The organism is Micromonospora sp. RHAY321, assembly GCF_023896955.1.
Taxonomy (GTDB): Bacteria; Actinomycetota; Actinomycetes; order Mycobacteriales; family Micromonosporaceae; genus Micromonospora.
The window spans coordinates 142,904-164,319 of record NZ_JAMHIW010000008.1 but is presented as its reverse complement, the minus strand read 5'-3'; the positions used below and the strand labels follow the sequence as shown (position 1 = coordinate 164,319).

The 21,416-nt window shown below is 71.8% G+C and carries 17 protein-coding genes, 1 tRNA gene and 1 pseudogene; 13 read left to right on the top strand and 6 right to left on the bottom strand.

The genetic code is table 11. The features are described from left to right. Window positions 1–63: 63 nt before the first annotated feature. The 7 genes and pseudogenes from M8C17_RS19150 to M8C17_RS19120 all read left to right on the top strand — a co-directional run. Entirely contained in the window at window positions 64–2,187 is a 2,124-nt protein-coding gene (locus M8C17_RS19150) for an MMPL family transporter (protein ID WP_252417868.1), read from the top strand. Continuing rightward, window positions 2,177–3,415, top strand: a complete 1,239-nt coding sequence (locus tag M8C17_RS19145; protein ID WP_252417867.1) for an NAD(P)/FAD-dependent oxidoreductase — start codon at window positions 2,177–2,179, stop codon at window positions 3,413–3,415. Before M8C17_RS19150 ends, M8C17_RS19145 begins: the two co-directional genes overlap by 11 nt. Window positions 3,416–3,481: 66 nt before the next feature. Continuing rightward, window positions 3,482–4,429: a hypothetical protein gene (locus tag M8C17_RS19140; protein WP_252417866.1), complete on the top strand. Its 948-nt coding sequence runs from the start codon at window positions 3,482–3,484 to the stop codon at window positions 4,427–4,429. Continuing rightward, the gene (locus tag M8C17_RS19135; RefSeq protein WP_252417865.1) at window positions 4,426–6,108 is read left to right on the top strand and encodes a pitrilysin family protein; all 1,683 of its coding nucleotides are present in this window, start codon (window positions 4,426–4,428) and stop codon (window positions 6,106–6,108) included. The genes M8C17_RS19140 and M8C17_RS19135 overlap by 4 nt, the downstream gene beginning before the upstream one ends. A gap of 66 nt (window positions 6,109–6,174) precedes the next feature. Continuing rightward, window positions 6,175–6,251, top strand: a tRNA-Ile gene (locus M8C17_RS19130). Window positions 6,252–6,374: 123 nt separating this feature from the next. After that, a complete protein-coding gene (locus M8C17_RS19125) occupies window positions 6,375–6,773 on the top strand; it encodes a hypothetical protein (RefSeq protein ID WP_252417864.1) in 399 nt (132 codons plus the stop codon). A 656-nt stretch (window positions 6,774–7,429) separates the two neighbouring features. Next, a pseudogene (locus M8C17_RS19120) lies at window positions 7,430–7,636 on the top strand (hypothetical protein); the annotation flags it as partial. A gap of 156 nt (window positions 7,637–7,792) precedes the next feature. On the opposite strand, the gene M8C17_RS19115 reads toward M8C17_RS19120, so the two are convergent. The 4 genes from M8C17_RS19115 to M8C17_RS19100 form a co-directional block, all read right to left on the bottom strand. Continuing rightward, window positions 7,793–9,022, bottom strand: coding sequence for an MFS transporter (locus M8C17_RS19115; RefSeq protein WP_252417863.1), 1,230 nt, complete (start codon window positions 9,020–9,022; stop codon window positions 7,793–7,795). A gap of 48 nt (window positions 9,023–9,070) precedes the next feature. After that, the gene (locus M8C17_RS19110; RefSeq protein ID WP_252417862.1) at window positions 9,071–9,835 is read right to left on the bottom strand and encodes an alpha/beta fold hydrolase; all 765 of its coding nucleotides are present in this window, start codon (window positions 9,833–9,835) and stop codon (window positions 9,071–9,073) included. A 97-nt stretch (window positions 9,836–9,932) separates the two neighbouring features. Further along, on the bottom strand, window positions 9,933–11,159 hold the full coding sequence (locus M8C17_RS19105) for an RNA polymerase sigma factor (RefSeq protein ID WP_252417861.1): 1,227 nt from the start codon (window positions 11,157–11,159) through the stop codon (window positions 9,933–9,935). After that, window positions 11,159–11,545 carry a YciI family protein gene (locus tag M8C17_RS19100; RefSeq protein WP_252417860.1) on the bottom strand — a complete coding sequence of 129 codons (387 nt, stop codon included), beginning with the start codon at window positions 11,543–11,545 and terminating at the stop codon, window positions 11,159–11,161. Before M8C17_RS19100 ends, M8C17_RS19105 begins: the two co-directional genes overlap by 1 nt. A gap of 147 nt (window positions 11,546–11,692) precedes the next feature. On the opposite strand from M8C17_RS19100, the gene M8C17_RS19095 reads away from it, so the two are divergent. Further along, window positions 11,693–12,331 carry a hypothetical protein gene (locus M8C17_RS19095; RefSeq protein ID WP_252417859.1) on the top strand — a complete coding sequence of 213 codons (639 nt, stop codon included), beginning with the start codon at window positions 11,693–11,695 and terminating at the stop codon, window positions 12,329–12,331. A gap of 9 nt (window positions 12,332–12,340) precedes the next feature. Here the strand turns inward: M8C17_RS19095 and M8C17_RS19090 are convergent, their stop codons facing one another. Continuing rightward, window positions 12,341–12,580 (bottom strand): hypothetical protein, encoded by a 240-nt coding sequence (locus M8C17_RS19090; RefSeq protein ID WP_252417858.1) that lies wholly within the window; start codon window positions 12,578–12,580, stop codon window positions 12,341–12,343. A 224-nt stretch (window positions 12,581–12,804) separates the two neighbouring features. Between M8C17_RS19090 and M8C17_RS19085 the strand changes: the two genes are divergently transcribed. From M8C17_RS19085 to M8C17_RS32180, 5 genes are all read left to right on the top strand, one after another. Then, a complete protein-coding gene (locus M8C17_RS19085; protein WP_252417857.1) occupies window positions 12,805–14,469 on the top strand; it encodes a DASS family sodium-coupled anion symporter in 1,665 nt (554 codons plus the stop codon). Beyond that, the gene (locus M8C17_RS19080; RefSeq protein ID WP_252417856.1) at window positions 14,466–15,524 is read left to right on the top strand and encodes a tartrate dehydrogenase; all 1,059 of its coding nucleotides are present in this window, start codon (window positions 14,466–14,468) and stop codon (window positions 15,522–15,524) included. The genes M8C17_RS19085 and M8C17_RS19080 overlap by 4 nt, the downstream gene beginning before the upstream one ends. 244 nt (window positions 15,525–15,768) lie before the next feature. After that, a complete protein-coding gene (locus tag M8C17_RS19075) occupies window positions 15,769–16,413 on the top strand; it encodes a dihydrofolate reductase family protein (RefSeq protein ID WP_252417855.1) in 645 nt (214 codons plus the stop codon). Between the two features lie 158 nt (window positions 16,414–16,571). After that, complete coding sequence (locus M8C17_RS19070) at window positions 16,572–17,366, top strand: class I SAM-dependent methyltransferase (RefSeq protein WP_252417854.1); 795 nt, start codon at window positions 16,572–16,574, stop codon at window positions 17,364–17,366. A gap of 146 nt (window positions 17,367–17,512) precedes the next feature. Next, window positions 17,513–20,173: a LuxR C-terminal-related transcriptional regulator gene (locus tag M8C17_RS32180; protein ID WP_252417853.1), complete on the top strand. Its 2,661-nt coding sequence runs from the start codon at window positions 17,513–17,515 to the stop codon at window positions 20,171–20,173. On the opposite strand, the gene M8C17_RS19060 is transcribed toward M8C17_RS32180, so the two are convergent. Then, entirely contained in the window at window positions 20,168–21,109 is a 942-nt protein-coding gene (locus M8C17_RS19060) for a GNAT family N-acetyltransferase (protein ID WP_252417852.1), read from the bottom strand. The two genes, M8C17_RS32180 and M8C17_RS19060, sit on opposite strands and share 6 nt — an antisense overlap. Window positions 21,110–21,416 lie beyond the last annotated feature (307 nt).

Sequence of the window (21,416 nt, the reverse complement as noted above, 5' to 3'; positions counted from 1 at the left end):
GTCGATGTCGACTTAGACTCCCGCTGCGTCGATTGATGCGTCGATTCTTGGGGTGGTTCGCGGATGTCCGGACGAGGAGGCTTCGGCCGGGCCACGCTGATCGCGGTGGCGGTCGTTCTGGCCTGGCTGGTGATCGGCGGCGTGGCCGGGCCGTACTCCGGGCGCCTCAGCGAGGTCGCCACCAACGACAACGCCGCCTTCCTGCCCACCGACGCCGAGGCGACGCGCGCCCAGAACCTCGCCGGCGAGTTCGTCGACCGGGAGACCATCCCGGCGCTGGTCGTCTACGAGCGCACCTCCGGGATCACCGACGCCGACCGGCAACGGGTCAGCGCCGACGCCGCCCGCTTCGCCCAGGTGCCCGGCGTGGTCACCCCGCTGCCCCCGCCGATCCCCAGCGAGGACGGCCAGGCGCTCCAGGTCGTCGTGCCGGTCGACGACGCCGAGGGGGAGGAGATCGGTGCCGTCGTCGAGCAGCTGCGCGACATCGCCGACGGCGACCGGGACGGGCTCACCGTGGACGTCGCCGGGCCGGCCGGCCTGCTCGCCGACCTGATCGAGGTGTTCTCCGCCATCGACGGGCCGCTGCTGCTGGTCACCCTCGTCGTGGTGCTGGTCATCCTGCTGATCGTCTACCGGAGCCCGGTGCTCTGGATCTTCCCGTTGCTGGCCGCCGGCATGTCGTACGCGCTGGCCTCGGTCTTCGTGTACCTGCTCGCCGACGCCGACGTGCTCAAGCTCAACGGGCAGGCCCAGGGCATCCTCACCGTGCTGGTCTTCGGCGCCGGCACCGACTACGCGCTGCTGCTGATCGCCCGCTACCGGGAGGAACTGCACCGGCACGACCGACCCTGGGACGCGATGCGTACGGCGTGGAAGGGTGCCGCGCCGGCCATCATCGCCTCCGGCGGGACGGTCATCGTCAGCCTGCTCTGCCTGCTGCTGTCCAGCCTCAACTCCAACCGGGCGCTCGGCCCGGTCGCCGCCATCGGCATCGCCGCCACCCTGCTGGTGATGCTCACCTTCCTGCCCGCGCTGCTGGTGCTCGGCGGCCGGTGGGCGTTCTGGCCCCGGCGGCCACGCTCCGACGAGGCCGACCCGAGGGCCGAGCACGGCATCTGGAGCCGCATCGCCGGTTTCGTCGCGCGGCACGCCCGACCGATCTGGCTGACCACCGCCGTCGTACTCGCCGTCCTCACGCTCGGCCTCACCCAGCTCGGGGCCACCACCCTCGGCCAGTCCGACCTGTTCACCCAGCGCACCGACTCGGTGGACGGCCAGGAGGTGATCTCCCGGCACTTTCCGGCCGGCACCGGCAGCCCGGCCACCATCTTCGCCACCGAACAGACCGCCCGGCAGGTGGCCCAGGTGGCGCAGGGCGTGCCCGGCGTCGCCGCCGTCCGCCCGGTCAGCGCGGGCCAGCAGACCGGCCCGCCCGACCCGGCCGCCGCACCGAAGGTCGTCGACGGGCGGGTCCAACTGGAGGCGACGCTGGCCGACCCGCCCGACAGCGACGGCGCCGAGCGGACGATCCGCGAGCTGCGGGTGGCCGTGCACCGGGTGCCCGGCGCGGACGCGGTGGTCGGCGGCTTCACCGCGATCAACGTGGACACCTCCGACGCCGCCCGGCGCGACCAGAACGTCATCATCCCGGTGGTGCTGGTGGTCATCGCGATCATCCTGGCCCTGCTGCTGCGCGCACTGCTGGCCCCGCTGCTGCTGATCGCCACCGTGCTGCTCAGCTTCGCGGCCACCCTCGGCCTCTGCGCGCTGCTGTTCCGCCACGCCTTCGGCTTCCCCGGTGTGGACACGTCGTTCCCGCTGTTCGCGTTCGTGTTCCTGGTCGCACTCGGCATCGACTACAACATCTTCCTGATGAGCCGGGTCCGCGAGGAGTCGGTCAGACGCGGCACCCGGGCCGGGGTGCTGGCCGGCCTCGCCGTCACCGGCGGGGTCATCACCTCCGCCGGAATCGTGCTCGCCGCGACCTTCTCCGCCCTCGCTGTCCTGCCGCTGGTGGTGCTGGTCGAGTTGGGCACCGCGGTCGCGGTCGGGGTGCTCATCGACACCATCATCGTCCGGTCGCTGCTGGTGCCCGCGCTCGCGTACGACGTCGGGCCGAAGATCTGGTGGCCGGGCCGGTTGGCCCGGGCCAACGGCGGGCGGGAGGCGCGCGATGCTGGCTGAGACCGACGTCGTCATCGTCGGCGGCGGCCTGGCCGGTCTCGCCGCCGCCCGCCGGTTGCACCGCGCCGGCGTGCCCTGGCGGCTCCTGGAGGCCGGCAGCCGCCTCGGCGGCCGGGTCGCCACCGACGTCGTGGACGGTTACCTGATCGACCGGGGTTTCCAGGTGCTCAACACCGCCTACCCGCGGCTCGGCACGCTCCTCGACACCGGCCGGCTCCACCTCGGGTACTTCACGTCCGGGGTGCTGGTGCGCAGGGGCGACGACCTGTTGCGGCTGGTCAACCCGCTGCGCGAGCCGACCGGCGGGCCGCGTACCGCCCTCGCCGGGGTCGGCTCGCTGCGCGACCGGGTGCGCTTCGCCGCGCTCGCCGCCGGCTGCGCCACCCTGCCCACCTCCCGGCTGCTCGCCGCGCCGGAGACCAGCGCCGAGGTGGCGCTGCGCCGTGCCGGCCTCTCCGACGCGATCATCGAGGAACTGCTGCGACCGTTCCTGTCCGGTGTGTTCATCGACCGGGAACTCGCCACCTCCAGCCGCGTGCTGGCCATGGTGCTGCGCTCCTTCGCCCGCGGCCGGATCGGCCTGCCCGCCGAGGGGATGGCGGCCCTGCCCCGGGCCATCGCCGACCCGCTGCCGGCGGACCTCATCGCGCTGGACACCCCGGTTGCCGAGGTCGCCCCCGGCCGCGTGCGGACCCAGGCCGGCGACATCCGCTGCCGGGCCGTCGTGGTCGCCGGCGACCCGCCCGCCGCGTCCGCGCTGCTGCCGACCCTCCCGACGGTACGGATGCACAGCTACACCACCTATTACCACAGCTCTCCCGAGCCACCGCTGACCGAGCCGATCCTGCTCGTCGACGGTGATCGGCGCGAGATCGTCGCCAACACCGTGGTGCTCAGCAACGCCGCCGGAACGTACGCGCCGGCCGGCCGGCACCTGGTGGCCACCTCCGTGGTCGGCCCGACCGCCCCACGCGAGCCGACCGTACGGGCCGAGTTGACCCGGCTGTACGGACGGTCCACCGCCGACTGGACGCATCTCACCACCGTGGCCGTCCCGCACGCGCTGCCCGCCGCGCCGCCACCGCAGGGGCGGCTGCGCAAACCCGTGTCGTTGGGGCAGGGCCTGTTCGTGGCCGGTGACCACCGCGACAGCCCATCGATCCAGGGCGCTCTCGCCAGCGGCTGGCGCGCCGCCGGCGCGGTGCTGGAGGAGTTGCGCGCGACGTAGTCCGACGGTGGATGACCAGAAGAAGCGGGACATCGCCGCCGTAGTTGATCACCTATGATCGCCGCCATGCCCGCCCCTCTATCGGCCCCCACCTTCGACGCCGGTGCCGCGTACCCCGAGGTCAACGACCTGCGCAAGGCGCTCGACGCCGCCGACTGGCCCGCCGTCCAGGCGGTCTTCGCTGACCGCGACCCCGCCGTCCGGACGCTGCTGGTCGGGGCGGCCGGCGACCAGGAAGGGACCGAGCCGTTTCTGCGGCGGGTGTACGACGACGACCCCACCGACGCCCTCGCCGGCACGCTGCTCGGTAACTGCCTCATCCGCACCGGCTGGCGGATCCGCAGCGGTGCCCGGGCCCAGCACGTCAGCCGGAACCAGTTCGACCAGTTCCACGACCACCTGCGGCGGGCCGAACAGGTACTCATCGACGTCACCGCCCGGCACGAGGACGACGCGGCGGCCTGGACGCAACGGATCACCCTCGCCCGGGGTCTGGAACTGGGGCAGAACGAGACGCGTCGCCGTTACGACCGCCTCGCCCGACATCACCCACACCACCTGCCTGCCCAGGCCAGCCTGCTCCAGCAACTCTGCCCGAAGTGGAGCGGCGACTGGGACCGGGCCTTCGCCTTCGCCTTCGAGTGCGCCCAGGCCGCGCCCGACGGGGCACCCAACGCCGTGCTGGTAGCCGAAGCGCACATGGAACGCTGGCTGGACTTCGACAGTCACCAGGAGCAGACGGACTACCTGCACAGCGTGCGGGTAGCGAACGAGATCATGCAGGCCGGGCAACGATCCGTGTTGCACCCCGACTACGTCGACCGAGCGGACTGGGTCTGGGTCCGCTCGACGTTCGCGGTGATGTTCAGCGTGACCGGCCAGTGGTCCGCCGCCGCGAACCAGTTCACCGCGCTCGGCAACCTGGGCACGGAATACCCCTGGGGCTATGTCGGCGGAGCCGAAGGCTTCACGAAGTACCGCGCCAAGGCGTACGCGAAGGGTGGCCAGTCGTGATCCAGCACCTGGACGTGGACGGGGTGCCCACGCTGCTCGCCCCCACCGGCGGGCCGATGCACGCCGGCCTGACCTTCCGGGTCGGCACCGCCGACGAGACGCTCGGCCGCGCCGGCATCACCCACCTCATCGAGCACCTCGCGCTGGCACCGCTCGGTCTGGCCGACTACCACGTCAACGGCATGACCGCCCCCGCGTTCACCATGTTCCACACCCAGGGCTCCGAGGCGGACATCGCGGCGTTCCTCACCGCCGTCTGCGGGCACCTCTCCGACCTGCCGACGGCACGGCTGGACGTCGAGAAGGAGATCCTGCGCACCGAGTGGAGCAGCCGGGGCACCGCCGCCGTCGACGAGATTCCGCTGTGGCGACACGGCGCCCGGGACTTCGGGCTGAGCAGCTACCCGGAGTGGGGGCTGGGCGCGCTCACCGCCGACGACCTGCGCGAATGGACTGCCCGGTGGTTCACCCGGGAGAACGCGGTGCTCTGGATCACCGGCGACCGGGTGCCCGCCGGGCTGCGGCTCCCGCTGCCCGGCGGAGTCCGGCAGCCGGTGCCGGTGGCGTCGTCGGCGCTGCCGCAGACGCCGGCGTACTTCGTCAGCGGCGCCCGCGCCGTGGTGCTCGACTCGGTGGTGCGACGCAGCACCGCCGCCAACATCTTCGCCGGCGTGCTGGAGCGCGAGCTGTACCGCTCGCTGCGCCAGGACGCCGGCCTCTCCTACACCACCACCACGGGGTACGAGCCGCGCGGCGACGGGTACGCCACGCTGCGGGCACTCGCCGACTCGCTGTCGGAGAAGCAGGACGCCGTGCTCGGCGGCTTCATCGACGTGCTCGCCAAGATGCGGGTCGGGCGGATCGAGCAGGCGGACCTCGACGCCACTGTCGCCAAGCGGGAGGACGTCCTCGGCACCGCGGAGGTGGACGCCGGGCGGCTGCCGTCGTACGCCCTGAACGTGCTGACCGGGCAGCCGAACATCAGCATCGACGAGCACCGGGCCGAGCTGAAGGCCGTCAACCTCGCCGACCTGCACGAGGTGGCCGGGGAGATGACCGCGTCGGCACTGCTGATGGTGCCCGGCGGGCACACCGCCGACTGGGCCGGCTTCGTCGCCGCGCCCACCCACTCCGCCGACACCGTCGACGGCACCACGTACCGGGCGAGGCAGGGTGCCGGCGGGATCCGCGTCGGCACCGACGGTGTGACCTCCCTGAGGGCCGAAGGGCCGCTGACCGTCCGCTACGACGACTGCTCCGCCATGCTCGCCTGGCCCGACGGGGCACGACAACTGATCGGCGCCGACGCCATCGTGCTGCACATCGAGCCGACGATGCTCCAGTTGCCGCCGGGAACGATCCAGGCCATCGACGCCCAGGTGCCCGCCGACCGGCACGTCACCATGCCCGCCCGCACACCGGACCAGATCCCCCAGCCGAAGCCCGTCGCCCGACAGGCCGAGCCCGCCGGACGCTCCTGGTGGGAGATCCCGGTGATGGTGCTGAGTGGCCTTGGCACCCTGCTGATGGGCGGCTTCTGCCTGCTGCTGACCATCGGCATGTTCGCCGCCGACAGCGAACCGGACGACACGTGGTTCTGGGGCATCATCGCGGTGGGCTGGCTGCTCACTGTTATCCTCGCGTTGCCCATCGTGCTGTTGAAGCGACGACGGCGGTGATGAGGTGGGGCCGGGTCACTGCTGGCCCGTGATCCACCGGGCGGGATAAGATCCGGCGCGGTGTCAGGGGCGGTAGCTCAGCCGGTTAGAGCAGGGGACTCATAATCCCTCGGTCGCGGGTTCGAGTCCCGCCCGCCCCACCAAGCAAAACCCTGGTCAGCCATGCTGCCGACGACCCGGGCGAACCGCGTCGAGGTTCGTGCCGACGGCCAGCCGGCCAGCCATGCTCCATCTTTGGGAGAACCCGTTCTGAGTAGGTTGTCCCCGTGGAAGCAGTCTTCGTGCTCCGTCAGATAGTCGCCGGGCTGGCTCACATAGCGAAGGTTGCGGTTGAGGCTGAGCCGGCCGACCAGGACCAGGTGGTCGTTTCTCCCCATGCGTTTGACTGGTTGCGGGATCTGTACGGACCGCATGCTGTCGTCAACAGACCGGTCAACCCGCAGTTCATCACCGAGGCGACAGAGGGCGCGCGATATGCGCTCGCCCACGTACAGGGCCGCAACCGCGCCAGCCGAGTGACGCTGACGATGATCGGGGATTCCCCGGCCGACACGTGCGACGGCGACGTCAAGCTGGCTGCTGCTCGTGCGGTAGCTGCCGCACTGGGCGGCCAGATGGAACCGGCCCCGTACCGTGGTGCCCACGGCGCTGTTTTCCCGGCTTAGCCCGCCAAGGCCATCGCCTGGCCGTACAGCCGCATCCAGTCCGCAAGAGGTCGATGGATGGTGGGGGAGTGGTGGGAAAAGTCGAGAGGCGTTTCCGCTGCTAGACCGGACGACCCGCGTCATGATCTGGACCGACGCGGCTGCCTGTCAGAAGCCACCGTGGCCGAGTCGGCAGGCGGCTCGGGACGTACCAGAGCTAGTGGGAGGGTTCTGCGATCCACAAAAGATCAGTGATGGCAAACCCGGGCAAGTCAACGTCAGCGGGGGAAGTGATTCGGAACGTTCCGCCCACCGCCTCAGGCGTCCAGCCAACGCTCATGGCGTACTGGGCAAGTGCCCGCACGTTCTCAGCCGTGGGGTACGGATACGTTTCCTCCCCAGGTGCCGGCTGGGGGCGGTCAGTAAGGTCGGCCTGCAGGGCGCGGCCATTCTTTCCCGCTCCCCAGACGCGGATTCGGATGCAGCGATGGATGGGACCATCAGGTCCAGACGCATCGCGGATATCGGCCTTCCAGGTGAACTCTCGACCGCCGATATGCAGCTTTCGTAGCCTCGACCTCATCTGACCGCGCCTCCAGTCCCGCAGGTCCTCTGCTTCGTCGGCCTAGCTTGTACTGCCCAATTGGCCGAGCAGGCTATCAGCACCCCTGCGGACCGTCGCCGCAGCGCTGGCCACGGTCTATGTGGCTGTCGTCGCAGTTGCAACCGACGTACCGCTCGTCGGCACACTGTTGGCATGCCTGGGCGGCGTGGTCGCCGTGCTTGGCCCCACTGCGATCTACGTCGGCGTCGCCCACGGCGTGCTGAAGTCCAGTTCGATCTGGCGGCGTTTCCAGCCGCCGGCACCTGCGGTCCGCATTTAGGCAGGAGGGCAGCGGATGGCCCGGGAGTGGTGTGAGATTCGAGAGGGTTTCCGCCGCCAGTCCTCATCCACCCAGGTCGTCATGGCGGGCAATGTGGTCTCATAACCCCTCGTTCGCGGGTTCGACGTCCGAGCACCCGGTCCAAACGCCGCGCGATCACGCGGAGGCTTGAGGGCGGTCAACCACGCCGTGGCGGATCACGAGCGGGCCCCGACGTCCCAGCGCCCACACGGTGAGCGCGAAGCAGCAGAGCGCCGTCCCCGCCATCGTCACCGCTGTCCAGCCACCCGCGGACCAGAGCGTGGTCGCGGCGGCCGAGCCGACCGCGCCGCCGATGAAGTTGGCGGTGCCCAGCGCCGTGTTGAGCCGGCTGCGAGCCTCCTCAGACAGGGCGAACAACCGTGCCCGGTTGAGCAGGGCCTGTGCCTGGAGGACGACATCGACCACGACGATCACGATGACGAGGAGCACGGCGGACCGGCCGGCGAACGCCGCGCCGACGAAGGCGCCGAGGGCCAGTACCCATGCCGCGCCGGTGGCCGGAAGCGACCACCCGCGGTCGTGCAGCCGACCGGCGTGCTGGACGGCGAGAGCGCCGGCGAGGCCGGCCAACCCGAACAACCCGATCACCGGTACCGGGTACTCGAACGGCGGGTCGCTGAGCAGGAACGTCAGCGCCGTCCAGAGCAACGAGAACACGGCGAATCCGGTGGCCGCGAGGAGAAGCGTCCATCGGACCGCCCGGTCGCGCATGACCACCGCGCCGACCGAGGCGATGAGCGCGGGGTACGGCATGCGCGTTCGCGGTGCCAGCGGTGGGATCGCGCGGTAGAGCAGGACGGCGAGCAGGACGGCGACGACCGCAGCGAGGGCGAAGATGGCACGCCACCCGGCGGCGTCGGCGACGAAACCGCTGGTCGTACGGGAGGCGAGGATGCCGGTGAGGGTCCCGGACCCGACGACGCCGACGACCTGACCACGGTGGGCGTCGCCGGCAAGGTCCCCGGCCAGCGGTGTCAGGACCTGCCCGGAAATCGTCGTCACGCCGAGAACCCCCAGTGCGAGCAGGAGCACGCCTGTCGACGGCGCCAGCGCGCACAGCAGCAGCGCGGCGGCCGAGGTCAGCAGCAGCACCGGGACGAACCGGCGGCGGTCGAGGACGTCGCCGAGCGGCACGAGCAGCAGCACGCCGACGGCGTACCCGATCTGGGTCGCGGTGACGAGCCAACCGATCGTCGCGGTCGCGGCGCCCAGATCGCCCGCGATGAGGCCGAGTATCGGCTGCGCCCAGTACAGGTTGGCGATGGCCGCTCCCGCCGCCACCGCGAACAGGAAGGTCAGCCGGCGGCTCATCACCCCTGGCTGGGTCGTGCGAGGTGCAGCCACGCTGCCACGCTAGGGCGCGGGACCAGGGACCGCTGTCCGCATCCTGCCTCAGTCGAGTTCGGACAGGAAGGCGCTGACAGCGGCGGCGAACTGCGCCGGAGCGTCGTGGTGCACCACGTGACCGGCGGGCAGTTCGGTAAGACGGGCCTGGCCGGCGCGACGGGCGATCATCTCGCGGGCGTGGTCGGCGGCCAGTTCATCGCTGCGCGTTCCGCGAATCAGGAGGGTGGGGCAGCTCACCGAGACCCAGTCCTTCCAGTGGTCACCGCTGAGTGCTTTCTGGGACGCCATCGTGTCGCCGATGTCGAACGAGAAGCCCCAGCCGTCCTTGGCCTGGCGGAAGGAACACTCCAGGTAGGGTGCCGCCGCGCCCAGGGCCGAGGCCAGCGCGTCCCGCGATGGCGCGTGGCGGGGGAGGCTGGTCGTGAACGACCAATCAACGTCCACGATCGCGCCGATGTCCTCGACGATCAGCGCGGTTACTCGGTCCGCGTACCGCGCGGCGTACTGGTAGGCGTTCACTCCGCCGAGTGAGTGGCCCAGCAGAGCGACAGGGCCGATCTCCAGATGCCGGTGGAATGCGGCGACGTCGCCAACATAGTCGTCACGTTCGTAGCTGTCGGCGCGGTCCGACGCTCCATGCCCGCGCTGATCGAGCGCGATCACCCGCCACCGCGGTGCCAACGCCTCGGCCAGCGGCGCGAATGCCGACGCCTCGTTGTAGTGCCCGTGCAGAGCCAGGAGCGGAGCCCCCGAACCACCGAAGTCCAGATAGGAGAGCCTTCGACTTCCAACGGTGAAGAACCCACGCATGACCCGGGATGTTAGACCTGCGCCGTGCCCGAGCATCCGCTGCGTGATCGCCGGCATCCGGGCGCACTCGAATCCCGGCGGGCCGAGCTGGACAAGGTCAGCCCAGCGCGGCCGCCTTGCGCAGCAGTACTGCGCGTTCGCGCTGGTTGGCGCACAGCCGAGCCGCCAGCTCCAGCTCGGCGCGCGCCTCCGGTCGCCGGTCGAGGCGGGCCAGCAGTTCCCCGCGTACGGTCGGCACCAGGTGGGAACCGGGGAGCCGATCCGCGGCGATCAGCTCGTCCACGATGGCCAGGGCTTGCGCCGGACCCGAGGCCATGGCCACGGCGACGGCCCGGTTGAGTGCGACCACCGGCGAGGGCGCGACCCGGCCGAGCACCTCGTAGAGCAGCACGATCCGGTCCCAGTCGGTCTCCTCCACCGATGGTGCCGACGCGTGGCTGGCGGCGATCGCGGCCTGCAGGCCGTACGGGCCGAGGCCGCGGGTCGATGCCGTGGCCAGCGCGGCCAGCCCACGGCGGATCGCCGAGAGGTCCCAGAGCCGCCGGTCCTGGTCCTCGAGCAGGATCGGCGAACCGTCCGGGCCGGTCCGGGCCGGGAAGCGCGCGGCCGTCAGCTCGCAGAGCGCGAGCAGGCCGTGCACCTCCGGCTCGTCGGATTGCAGCGCGGCCAGTGTGCGGGCCAGCCGGATCGCCTCGTACGCGAGGTCGGGGCGCAGCAGCCGGTCGCCCGAGGTGGCCGTCGACCCCTCGGTGAAGATCACGTAGAGGACGCTGAGCACGCCGCCCAGCCGTTCCCGGCGCTCGCGGGCCGGCGGCAGCTCGAACGGCACCCCGGCCGCCGCGATCGTCTTCTTGCCCCGGGTGATGCGGGCCTGCACGGTCGGCACGGGTACGAGGAACGCGCGGGCGATCTCCTCGCTGGACAGGCCGCCGACCACGCGCAGGGTCAGCGCCACCCGGGCCTCCGGGGAGAGCACCGGGTGGCAGCTGACGAACATCAGCGCCAGGACGTCGTCGTCGATCTTGTCGGGGTCGAGGTCCTCGTCGACCGCCGAGTCGACCGTCAGGTCGACCGCCAGCAGGGCGTACCGGTCCTGCAGGGCGGTCCGGCGGCGGATCGCGTCGATCGCCCGCCGCCGGGCCGTGGCCATCAGCCAGCCGGCCGGGTTGGCCGGAGAGGCACGTGGCCACGACGCCAGCGCCTCGGCCACCGCCTCCTGGGCCGCGTCCTCGGCCAGCCCGAAATCGCCGGTGAACCGGGTCAGCGCGGCGACGATCCGGGCCGACTCGATCCGCCAGACGGTCTCGACGTCGGCCGTACCCATCAGATCGGGCCGTTGCTCTCGCTGCCCTGCGGGACCTCGTCGGCCTCGGCCACCCGCCGGACCTCGATCGTGGAACCGCGCACCGCCGGGACCCGCTTGGCCCACTCGACCGCCTCCTGTTTCGTGGCGACATCGAGCAGGAAGTAGCCACCGAACAGTTCCCTGGTCTCGCCGTACGGCCCGTCCGTGACCACCGGCGCCTCGCCGCTGAAGTCGACCACGACACCCTGGCCCGGATCGTCGAGCCCTTCTGCGGCGACGAGAACGTCTGCCTTCATCATGTCCTCGATGAAGCGGCGGGTCCTGGCCATCATCTCGTCGAGATCAGCCATCATGGCCGCGTTCGTCTCATCGGTGCCCCGCATGATCAGCAGGTACTTCGACATCGCGTTCTCCTCGTCCGGCGGGTCCGTCCCTCGGCCCTCGCTCCCACACGTCGAACGAGCGGCCCGCCGATCGACACGGCCCCACAGATTGTCCCAGTCCCGTGAGCCGCTCAAGCCGACTAGGGCAGGGCACTAGCATCCGTCCTCATGACCACGGGGAGTTCGAAGGCGCAGGTGTCCCGGCGAGCGGTTCCGGCCGTTGTCGTCGGGTCCAGCCTGTTGCTGGCGCTGAGTGGCCTGGCACGGCTGGGGCAGGTGGCGGCGGAGGCGGTCACCCAGAACGCGTACCTGAAGGCGCACGAGGCGGTCGGCACGCCGAGTGCGTTCGCCGCTCTGCCGATGGCCTTCCTCATGGGCGTCGGTCTGGTCGTGTCGCTGGGCGCGCTCGTCGTCGTCGTGCTGGCGCTGGTCAACCTCGGCGGGTGGAACTGGACCCGGATCGTCACCTGGGTCATCGGCGGCGTGACCCTCGCGGTGGCGGGCGGCTGGCTGGCCCTGCGTCTCATTCCGACTCCTCCGGCGGAGGCCGGGGACAGGACCGACTGGGACAGGGTCGATGCCATCGCCGGGCAGTGGATACCGGCGTGGGTCGAGCCCGTCGCCACCTTCACGGGGTACGTGGCGTCGCCCGCGCTGCTGGTCTCCGTCGTCCTGCTCGCCCTGCCGCCCGCGAACGCCTTCTACCGGCGTCGTCGTCTGGTTGTCGGGCAGCCGCTCCTGGTGCTGCCCGGCGACATGATCCCGCGCGGCGGCGGTGGTCTCCGGGTGGAGCGAGGCGACGGGTAGAGCGCCGACTCAGGCGGCGTTGCGGCGTGCCAGCCAGCGGAGCGCGCGGCGGGGGGCCGTCCTGCGTCGTGCCCGCTCCTGGCGTACCACCTGCTGGCCGAGCCGGTCCACCCCGCGGGCGCGCTCTGCCCGTAGCGCCTCCTCCTGCCCGCTCGTGCGGCCCCGCACCGCCTCCACGGCGGCGGCCAGGAAGTCGCGCCAGATCCGATTCCGGACCGAAGACGCACCCCCGGGATGGCTGGTTGTCATTCAACAAGCATCGCCTGTTGCTCCCGATGTCAACATTCCTCGCTGGTACGACGTTGCCGACCCGACCGGGCATCGACGCCCGCCGTGGTGGTGCCGGTGCGGAGACAGAAAGAGAGACCGCCGCCCCGTCCGGCCCCCGTGGCGCCGACGGTGGTCGATGCCGCACGGCGAGAGAAGTTCGATCGCGCCTTGCGTGACGTACCGCACAGTTGGACCATCGATGGATGGCTGACATCGACGCGGGTCACAGCGAGCCACGGGCGACGATACCGGAGCAACGGGGTGACGACCGGCCGGACGACCCGGCCCGGGTGGACGTCGACAAGGCGCTGCTCGGTGGTGCCACCTATCGCGGCCTCGCCGAGCAGCGGCTCTCCGAGACCGAAGAGCGATTCGAGAAGCGGCGCCGCACGGTCGGGCTGATCCTCGCGCCGGTCCTGGCGCTGATCTTCCTCGCCCTGCCGCTGGACATGCCACCCAGCCAGCAGACCCTGGCCGGGATCCTGATCGGCGTGATCGCCCTGTGGATCACCGAGGCGGTGCCGATCCCGGTCGGCGGTCTCATCGGGGTCGGCGTGATCGTGCTGATGGGTGTCGCCCCGGCCGGTGACGTCCTGCAGCCGTTCGGCTCCTCGACGGTGTTCACCTTCATCGGGGCGTTCATCCTCGCCCAGGCGATGCTCAAACACGGCCTGGCGCAACGCTTCGCGTTCCGCATCCTGTCGCTGCCCGGCGTCGGCAGGACGACGGGCCGGGTGATCGTCGCCTTCGGCGTGATCACCGCTCTGCTGTCGGCGTTCGTGTCCAACACCGCCACGGTGGCGATGCTGCTGCCCACCGCGCTGGGCATCCTCGCCGTCATCGCCAAGCTGCTCCAGAGCCGCGGCCTGACCAAGCCGGGCTGGGACCCGACCCGGCTGCGGGTCGGCTTCGCGCTGATGCTCATGCTCGCGTACGGGGCCAGCGTCGGCGGTCTGCTCACCCCCGTGGGTACGCCCCCCAACCTGATCGGGCGCGCCCTCATCGAGGAGGCCACCGGCGAGCGGATCTCGTTCGCCGGCTGGATGGCCACGGCGTTCCCGATCTGCCTGGTCATGTTCCTCGCGTTGGCCACGATCCTGCTGCTGCTCAACAAGCCGGAGATCCGCCGGATCGAGGGCGTGGAAGAGTACGTCGCCGCCGAGCGGGCCCGGCTGGGCAAGCTGTCCCGGGCCGAGAAGAACACCCTCGTCGCCTTCGCGGTGACGGTGACACTGTGGATCCTTCCCGGCATCGTCGCCCTGGTCGCCGGCACCGAGTCCAGCGTCTACGAGACGGTCAGCGGCCGCCTCAACGAGGGCATCGTCGCCGTGCTCGGCGCGTCCCTGCTCTTCCTGCTGCCCACCGACTGGCGCAACCGGGAGTACACCCTCAACTGGAGCGACGCCGCGCGCATCGACTGGGGCACCATCCTGCTCTTCGGCACCGGCATCATCTTCGGGGCGCTGCTCGACGACACCGGCCTGGCCAAGACCATCGGCAACGCCAGCTCCGACTGGCTCGGCCTGACCAACGTCTTCGCGATCACCGCCTTCGCCGTCGTGCTGGCGATCATCATCTCCGAGACGACCAGCAACACCGCCTCCGCCGCGGTCGTCGTACCGATCATCATTCCGGTCGCCGTGGCCGCCGGCGTGGATCCGTTCGTGCCGGCCCTCGCGGCCACCTTCGCGGCGTCCTTCGGCTTCATGCTGCCCGTGTCGACCCCGCAGAACGCGGTGGTCTACGGCTCCGGCACCGTACCCATCACACGGATGATCCGGTCCGGCGCGTCGTTCGACGTCATCGGTGCGATCGTCATCCTTCTCCTCCTGCCGCTGATGCTCGCCGTCACCGGAGTCGGCCGATGAGCCAGCGCATCGCCGTCATCCCCGGCGACGGCATCGGCACCGAGGTCACCGCCGCCGCGCGCACCGTGCTCGACGCCGTCTGCCGCCGGCACGGCATCGAGTTCAGCTACGACGAGTACGACTGGTCGTGCGAGCGTTACCTGCGCGAGGGCGCGATGATGCCGGCCGACGGGTTGGACGTGCTGCGGCCGTACGACGCGATCCTGCTCGGTGCGGTCGGCGCGCCCGGCGTGCCCGACCATGTCTCGCTGTGGGGCCTGCTGATTCCGATCCGGCGGGCCTTCCGGCAGTACGTCAACCTGCGACCGGTGCGGGTGTTCGACGGTGTCGACAGCCCGGTGCGGGGCGCCCGGGCCGGTGCGGTCGACTTCGTCGTCGTGCGGGAGAACGTCGAGGGCGAGTACAGCGAGATCGGCGGCCGGCTCGGTCGCGGCCAGCCCGAGGAGATGGCCGTGCAGGAGTCGGTGTTCACCCGGGCCGGGGTGAGCCGGATCGCCGACTACGCCTTCGAGTTGGCCCGCACCCGCCGTCGCCACGTCACCTCGGCGACCAAGTCGAACGGCATCGTGCACACCATGCCCTTCTGGGACGAGGTGGTGACCGAACGGGCGGCGGGCTTCCCGGACGTCGAGTGGCGCAGCGAGCACATCGACGCGTTGGCCGCGAAGTTCGTGCTGCAACCGGGCAGCTTCGACGTGGTGGTGGCGTCCAACCTGTTCGGCGACATCCTCAGCGACCTCGCGGCGGCGGTGGCCGGCTCGATCGGCATCGCCCCGTCGGGCAATCTTGATCCGACGCGCACCTGCCCATCCATGTTCGAGCCGGTCCACGGGTCCGCGCCGGACATCGCCGGCAAGGGGGTGGCGAACCCGGTCGGCGCGGTGTGGTCGGCGGCGATGATGCTCGACCACCTCGGCCATCCGGCGGCGGCGCACGACGTGCTGGCGGCGATGGAGTCGACGCTGCGGGACCCCGGCACCCGTACCCGCGATCTCGGCGGCACCGCCACCACCCGCGAGGTCACCGCTGCCCTGGTCGACCGGGTCGGCGGCTGAGCCGCGCGGGCTGGACACCGCCCGTCACCAGCGTGGCGCGCTCACCGAGGCCGAGTTCGCCGCGGAACTGGCGAAGATCCACGGCACCGACCAACACCTGCGGTGACGCTGGATGGCAGCTACCAGTGTGGACGCGGTCTGTGATCTATCGTGAGCGGGGAGTGCTGGTGCGGGGTCCGGGCCTGGTGACGTACGCAGGGCAGCGCGCTGCGCACCGAGACAACCAACTCATCGGGAGTCAGGCATGGGCCTCATCCACATCGAGCTGTTCGCGACCCTCGACCTCGTCGGGCAGTCGCCCGGTGGCCCCGACGAGGACCCGGCGGGGTTCCCGTTCGGCGGCTGGCAGGCGCCCCTGCTGGACGAGGCCACCGGAGCGCAGATCGGTGCCGCGTACGAGGGCACGGATGCCCTCCTGCTCGGCCGGCGGACGTACGACATCTTCGCCGGCTACTGGCCCCACCAGGAGGGCGGCGAGGACAGCGAGATCGCCACACTCTTCAACAGCGTCCCGAAGTACGTGGCCTCCCGCGGCAGACCCGACCTCTCGTGGGCCGGGTCCAGCCAGCTCGGCCCAGATCTGGCCGGCGCGGTCCGCGAGATCCGTGACCGGCACGAGCACGTGAAGGTCGTCGGGAGCCTGAACCTGGTGCAGACCCTCCTGCGCGAGAAGCTCTTCGACCGTCTCGACCTCTGGGTGTACCCGGTCGTGCTCGGCGTCGGGAAGAAGGTGTTCGACGGTGGCGTCGTGCCCACGAACGTCACACTCCTCGAACCGCCGGTGGCCAGTCCGAAGGGCACCGTGTACCTGCGCTACGGGCTCGCCGAGGGCACGCCCGGGACGGGGGACATGAGCGCACCCGACCGCGGTGCCGGGCGCGACGACTGAAGCCGCCGCCGGCGGTGCCCCTCGTCGAGCCGCCCGTCTCGTCGACCAGGGGCAGCGCGCACCGATCGGCCAGGTGGTCGAGTGTCGGGGCCGACGGGTCACGGCCACCGACGGTTCGGCGGGTCATGGGAAACCCAGGTCTGTCGTATCGTTCCGGCATGGCGCACCCGGTGTGGGCGGACGGTGACGCGTACGAGACGTATGTGGGTCGGTGGAGCCGCCTGATCGCGGCCGATTTCCTGGACGGGCTGTACGTGCCGCCCGGGCGGCACTGGTTGGACGTGGGCTGCGGCACCGGCGCGTTGACCTCGACCATCCTCGCCGACACCGATCCTGCCCGGGTGACCGGCATCGATCGTTCCGTGGGCTTCGTCGGCAACGCGCGAGCCCGCGTCACCGACGCTCGGGCGACCTTCCAGGTCGGTGACGCCCGGGCCTTGCCGTTGCCCGACAACGCCGTGGACGCGGTGGTCAGCGGGTTGGCGCTCAACTTCGTCCCCGAGCCGGCGCGGGCGGTGGCCGAGTTCGCCCGGGTGGTCCGGCCGGCGGGGGCGGTGGCCGCGTACGTCTGGGACTACGCCGAGGGCATGGCGATGATGCGGCACTTCTGGGCGGCCGCCGCCCAGCCCGACCCGGTCGCCGCCGAACTGGACGAGGGAAGCCGCTTTCCGGTGTGCCAGCCGGACGCCCTGCGGGCGCTGTGGGTGGAAGCCGGGCTGGGGGAGGTGTCGGTCCGGGCCGTCGAGGTGTCGACCGTCTTCGCTGACTTCACCGACTACTGGACGCCGTTCCTCGGCGGTCAGGGCGCCGCCCCGGCGTACGTCACGACCCTGGCCGAGCCGGAACGGACCGCGCTGCGGGAGCTGCTGGCCGCCCGGCTGCCGGTCGAGCCGGACGGCTCGATCCGGCTCGCCGCGCGCGCCTGGGCCGTCCGGGGCGCCGCACCCGAGTGACGCCCGCCCGGTAGCGCAGGACACCAACCCGAGGCCCGTTCCCGATCGGCGGCGTCCGCTCGGCTAGGTTCTTGAGCTGCGTGTCGAGCTGTCTGACGTGCGGCGTCGCGTCGACGGGGCGGCGGGACGGGTGACGACGGGGGTACGTGGTGCAGGGCCGGGCGGCGGAGCGCGACCGGGTCGACCGGATGCTGGCCGATGCCCGGGGCGGCGCGAGCAGCGTCCTGCTGATCCACGGTGAAGCGGGCATCGGCAAGACGGCGCTGCTCGACTACGCCACCGCCCGCGCGTCCGGGATGCGGGTGCTGCGGCTCGTCGGCCTGGAATCGGAGACGGAACTCGCCTTCGCCGGCCTGCACCAGTTGTTCCTGCCGGTCATGGATCGTGTCGACCAGCTGCCCAGCCCTCAGGCCAGGGCGCTGCGGGCGGTCTTCGGGCTCACCGACGACACGGTGCACGACCGGTTCGTCATCGGCCTGGCCGTGCTCACCATGCTGTCGGAGGCCGCCGACGGGGGAACGCTGCTCTGCCTGGTGGACGACGCGCAGTGGCTCGACCGGGCGTCGGTGGACGCGTTGACGTTCGCCGCCCGCCGGTTGCAGGTCGAGGGGGTCGTGCTGATCTTCGCGGCCCGGAGCACCGCAGGGGTGGCCGGTGTTGATGGATTTCCCTCGCTGCACCTGGCGGGACTCGACCAGGAGGCCGCCGCGGCGCTGGTTTCGGACCTGCCGCCGTACGTTCGGGAAAGGATCCTGGACGAGGCGCAGGGCAACCCGCTCGCGCTGCGGGAACTCTCCGCCGCCCTGACCCCGACGCAGCGCGCCGGTCAGCTCAGCCCGTTGACGATGTCCGCACCGTCGAGCCGGGTCCAGGACGCCTTCCAGGCGCAGATCAGCCGGCTACCCGAGACCACCCGGGCACTGCTGCTGACGGCTGCGGCAGATGACACCGGAACACTCGATGTGATCCTGCGGGCCGCGGAGGCGACGGTCGCTGACCTGGAGCCGGCCGAACGCGCCGACCTCATCGTGTTGTCCGGCGACGTGCTGCGCTTCCGGCATCCGCTGATCCGGTACGCCGTGTACCAGGGCAGCCCGTTCGCCGGCCGGGTCGCCGCACACCGGGCGCTGGCAGCCGTGCTCGTCGCACCCGAGCACGCGCACCGGCGCGCCTGGCAACTGGCCGCCGCGGCGACCGGGCCGGACGAGGAGGTCGCCGACGAGTTGGAGCGGGTCGCGGTCTGGGCCGGCGGCCGGCAGGCGCTCGCGTCGGCGTCGGCGGCGTACGAGCGGGCCGCCCAGCTCACGGCCGAGCCGGAGACCCGGGCCCGCCGGTTCGTCGCCGCCGCCCAGGCTGCCGCGGACGCGGGCCAGGACGAGCGGGGCGGCCGGCTCGCCGCGATGGTCGAGGTGACGCCGCAGGACCCCGGCCTGGCGGCGGATCTCGCGCGGGTCCGGGCGGTGGTGGAGCTGGGGTACGGCAGTCCGGACGTCGCCGCCCGCATACTGCTCGACTGCGCCGATCACATCGGGGTCCGCCGGCCGGACAAACTCCCCGCGCTGCTGGTGGACGCCCTGCACGCCGCGTTCTCCTCCGGGAACGCGGAGCTGATCGCGGCGGTCGCGGCCCGGGCCCCGACCGAACTCGTGCTGGCCGTCCCCGCCCGCCTACTCGCCGACGACGTGCCCGGAGCACTGCGCGCGCTCCACCCACTCATGGCGGCGCGGGGTCGAACCGACAGCGGGTTCATGGACCGGCTGATGACCGGGATCTACTGCCACCTGAGCGCCGATGACCAGGCCGCGTACGAGATCGCGGCCGAGGCGGTCGACCACTGCCGGGACAGCGGCATGGGTGGGTGGCTGCCCACCGCGCTGCACCTGCTCGCCCGGGTGGAGCTGACCCTCGGGCGGTACGACGCCGCCTCCGTGCACGCCACCGACGGACTCCGGCTGGCCGAGGGATACAACCTGGCACACCGGGCCGCCCACCTGCGCGCCGTCCTGGCGACCCTGGCGGCCGTACGCGGAGAGGAGGAGCAGGCCCGGAGGCTGGCGTGGGACGCTCTGGCGTACACCGAGCCACGCGGCATCGGCCGGGGAACGGCGGACGCACTGTGGGCGCTGGGCCTGCTCGACCTCGGCGTCGGACGCGCGGACGCAGCGTTGGAGCGGTTCGAGGCGGCGCGGGCGGCCCCGGGTCACCGGCTGTTCGGTGTCTTCCTGCTGCCCGATCTCGTCGAAGCGGCGGTACGTGCCGGCCGACCCGAGCGGGCCGTCGAGCCGACGCGTCTCCTCGACGAGTGGGCGCGGAAGACGGGTCGCCCAGGGCTCGTGGCGCTGGCCCACCGCTGTCGTGCCCTGACCGCGTCGGACGGCGAGGCGGAGCAGCACTTCGTGTCGGCCGCCCGGCTGCACCAAGGCGGCGGTGCCGTCGACCGGGCCCGGACGGCACTGCTCCACGGAGAGTGGCTCCGTCGCGCCCGCCGGAAACTCGAAGCACGCCGCCACCTGCGGGACGCCCTCGACACCTTCACGACGCTCGGCGCCGAGCCGTGGGCCCGCCGGGCCGGGGCGGAGCTGCGGGCCAGCGGCGACGCGGCGGAACCGTCCCTGGGCGGACCGCTCAGCCGGCTGAGCCCGCAGGAACGCGAGGTCGTCCGGTTGGCCGCGGCCGGCGCCACCAACCGGGAGATCGCCGCACAGCTGTTCCTGAGCCCCCGAACCGTGGGGCACCACCTCTACCGGGCGTTCCCCAAGCTCGGTGTCACCTCCCGCACCGACCTCGCCACGCTGCTCGCCTCATGAGCCCGGGGCCGAGTAGAGCAGTCGGATCTGCGCGGTGCGGTAACCCGCCCGTGCGAAGGCCGCGGCCATCGGCACGTTGGTCGTGTCGGTCGTAGCGGTGATCAGCTCGGCCCCCTGCTCGGCGTGGAACCGGGTGATCTCGGCGAGCACGTCGTCGATGTAGCGACGTCCGCGCAGCTCGGGCACCACGCCCAGGTAGCCGACGTTGCGGTTGTAGGGGGTCGCGGACGGGATCGCCAGACCGGCGAGCGTCCCGTCGGCGGTCCGGACCAGTCGCCACCACGCCCGCTCGCCCGGGCAGCCCAGGTAGAAGTCCATCTCCTCCCGGGCGGTGACCTCGGGGCCCTTGACCGCCAGGTTCCGGCGGGTCTCCAGGTCCAGGCTGCCCACCGCGATCCGGCGGAACACGTCCAGGAACTCCTCGTCGGAGCCCTCGGAGAAGACGAGCCTGCCGCTGCCCGAGGGCACGCCGACCTCGGGCGTCCACTCCAACCGCAGCCGCTCCACCTCCTCGGTGAGCCCGACCGCCAGCGCCGCGCTCCGCCGCCAGGCCACCGCCGCGGAGACGGCCTCGTCGTCGCGCCAGCCGTTGGGCAGCGTCAGGTTGTACAGCGGTGGCTTCGGCGCGCCCTGCCGCGCGAAGGCCCCCAGCCCGGCGTCGAGCAGGCCAGCCGCGACCGCCGCGCGGTCGGCGACGGACGCCTCGACGTGCAGGCAGTCCAGGGCGACCGGGTGCTCGCTGGACGCCTGCCCCCACCACAGCGCGCGGCCCACCACCCGTCGGTCGACCTCGGCGATCCAGGTCCACTCCGGCCGGTACATCCCCTTGCCCAACTCGTCGAGATAGCGGTCGGCGTCGATCGTGCTGACCGGCTCGTCGACGGAGAAGCCGGTGACCCGGTCGAGATCGGCCCCGGTGGTGGCGCGGAACAACATCGGCCCTCATTCAGTGCGTGGCAGGGAAGCGGTCGCGCCGGTGTCGGCGCCGCTGGAACGCTAGTCGGACCAGCCGAGGCCGGCATCGGTAGCAGCGACGTAACGTGACCGACGGCAGCCCCGCGCGGGCGACCGTCTGCGGGCCCTCCGGTGCTGTCGCAAACCGGACAAGACGGTAAAGCCCCTGGTAGAGCACTGTTGGGGCAGGTGGAGAGGCTGACGGATGTCGGGCCACATCCCATTCCTCCGGCCCGGTGAGGACAGCACCGTCCGTACCGGCGCCGCCCTCACCCAGCCCGGCCCTGAG

What these genes read in the sequence shown, in the direction of transcription:
- M8C17_RS19095 (WP_252417859.1), top strand. Translation starts at nt 11,693, where the DNA reads ATGACCACGGGGAGTTCGAAGGCGCAGGTGTCCCGGCGAGCGGTTCCG.
- M8C17_RS19110 (WP_252417862.1), bottom strand. Translation starts at nt 9,835, where the DNA reads ATGCGTGGGTTCTTCACCGTTGGAAGTCGAAGGCTCTCCTATCTGGAC.
- M8C17_RS19105 (WP_252417861.1), bottom strand. Translation starts at nt 11,159, where the DNA reads ATGGGTACGGCCGACGTCGAGACCGTCTGGCGGATCGAGTCGGCCCGG.
- M8C17_RS19150 (WP_252417868.1), top strand. Translation starts at nt 64, where the DNA reads ATGTCCGGACGAGGAGGCTTCGGCCGGGCCACGCTGATCGCGGTGGCG.
- M8C17_RS19145 (WP_252417867.1), top strand. Translation starts at nt 2,177, where the DNA reads ATGCTGGCTGAGACCGACGTCGTCATCGTCGGCGGCGGCCTGGCCGGT.
- M8C17_RS19090 (WP_252417858.1), bottom strand. Translation starts at nt 12,580, where the DNA reads ATGACAACCAGCCATCCCGGGGGTGCGTCTTCGGTCCGGAATCGGATC.
- M8C17_RS19080 (WP_252417856.1), top strand. Translation starts at nt 14,466, where the DNA reads ATGAGCCAGCGCATCGCCGTCATCCCCGGCGACGGCATCGGCACCGAG.
- M8C17_RS19100 (WP_252417860.1), bottom strand. Translation starts at nt 11,545, where the DNA reads ATGTCGAAGTACCTGCTGATCATGCGGGGCACCGATGAGACGAACGCG.
- M8C17_RS19075 (WP_252417855.1), top strand. Translation starts at nt 15,769, where the DNA reads ATGGGCCTCATCCACATCGAGCTGTTCGCGACCCTCGACCTCGTCGGG.
- M8C17_RS19070 (WP_252417854.1), top strand. Translation starts at nt 16,572, where the DNA reads ATGGCGCACCCGGTGTGGGCGGACGGTGACGCGTACGAGACGTATGTG.
- M8C17_RS19085 (WP_252417857.1), top strand. Translation starts at nt 12,805, where the DNA reads ATGGCTGACATCGACGCGGGTCACAGCGAGCCACGGGCGACGATACCG.
- M8C17_RS19060 (WP_252417852.1), bottom strand. Translation starts at nt 21,109, where the DNA reads ATGTTGTTCCGCGCCACCACCGGGGCCGATCTCGACCGGGTCACCGGC.
- M8C17_RS19140 (WP_252417866.1), top strand. Translation starts at nt 3,482, where the DNA reads ATGCCCGCCCCTCTATCGGCCCCCACCTTCGACGCCGGTGCCGCGTAC.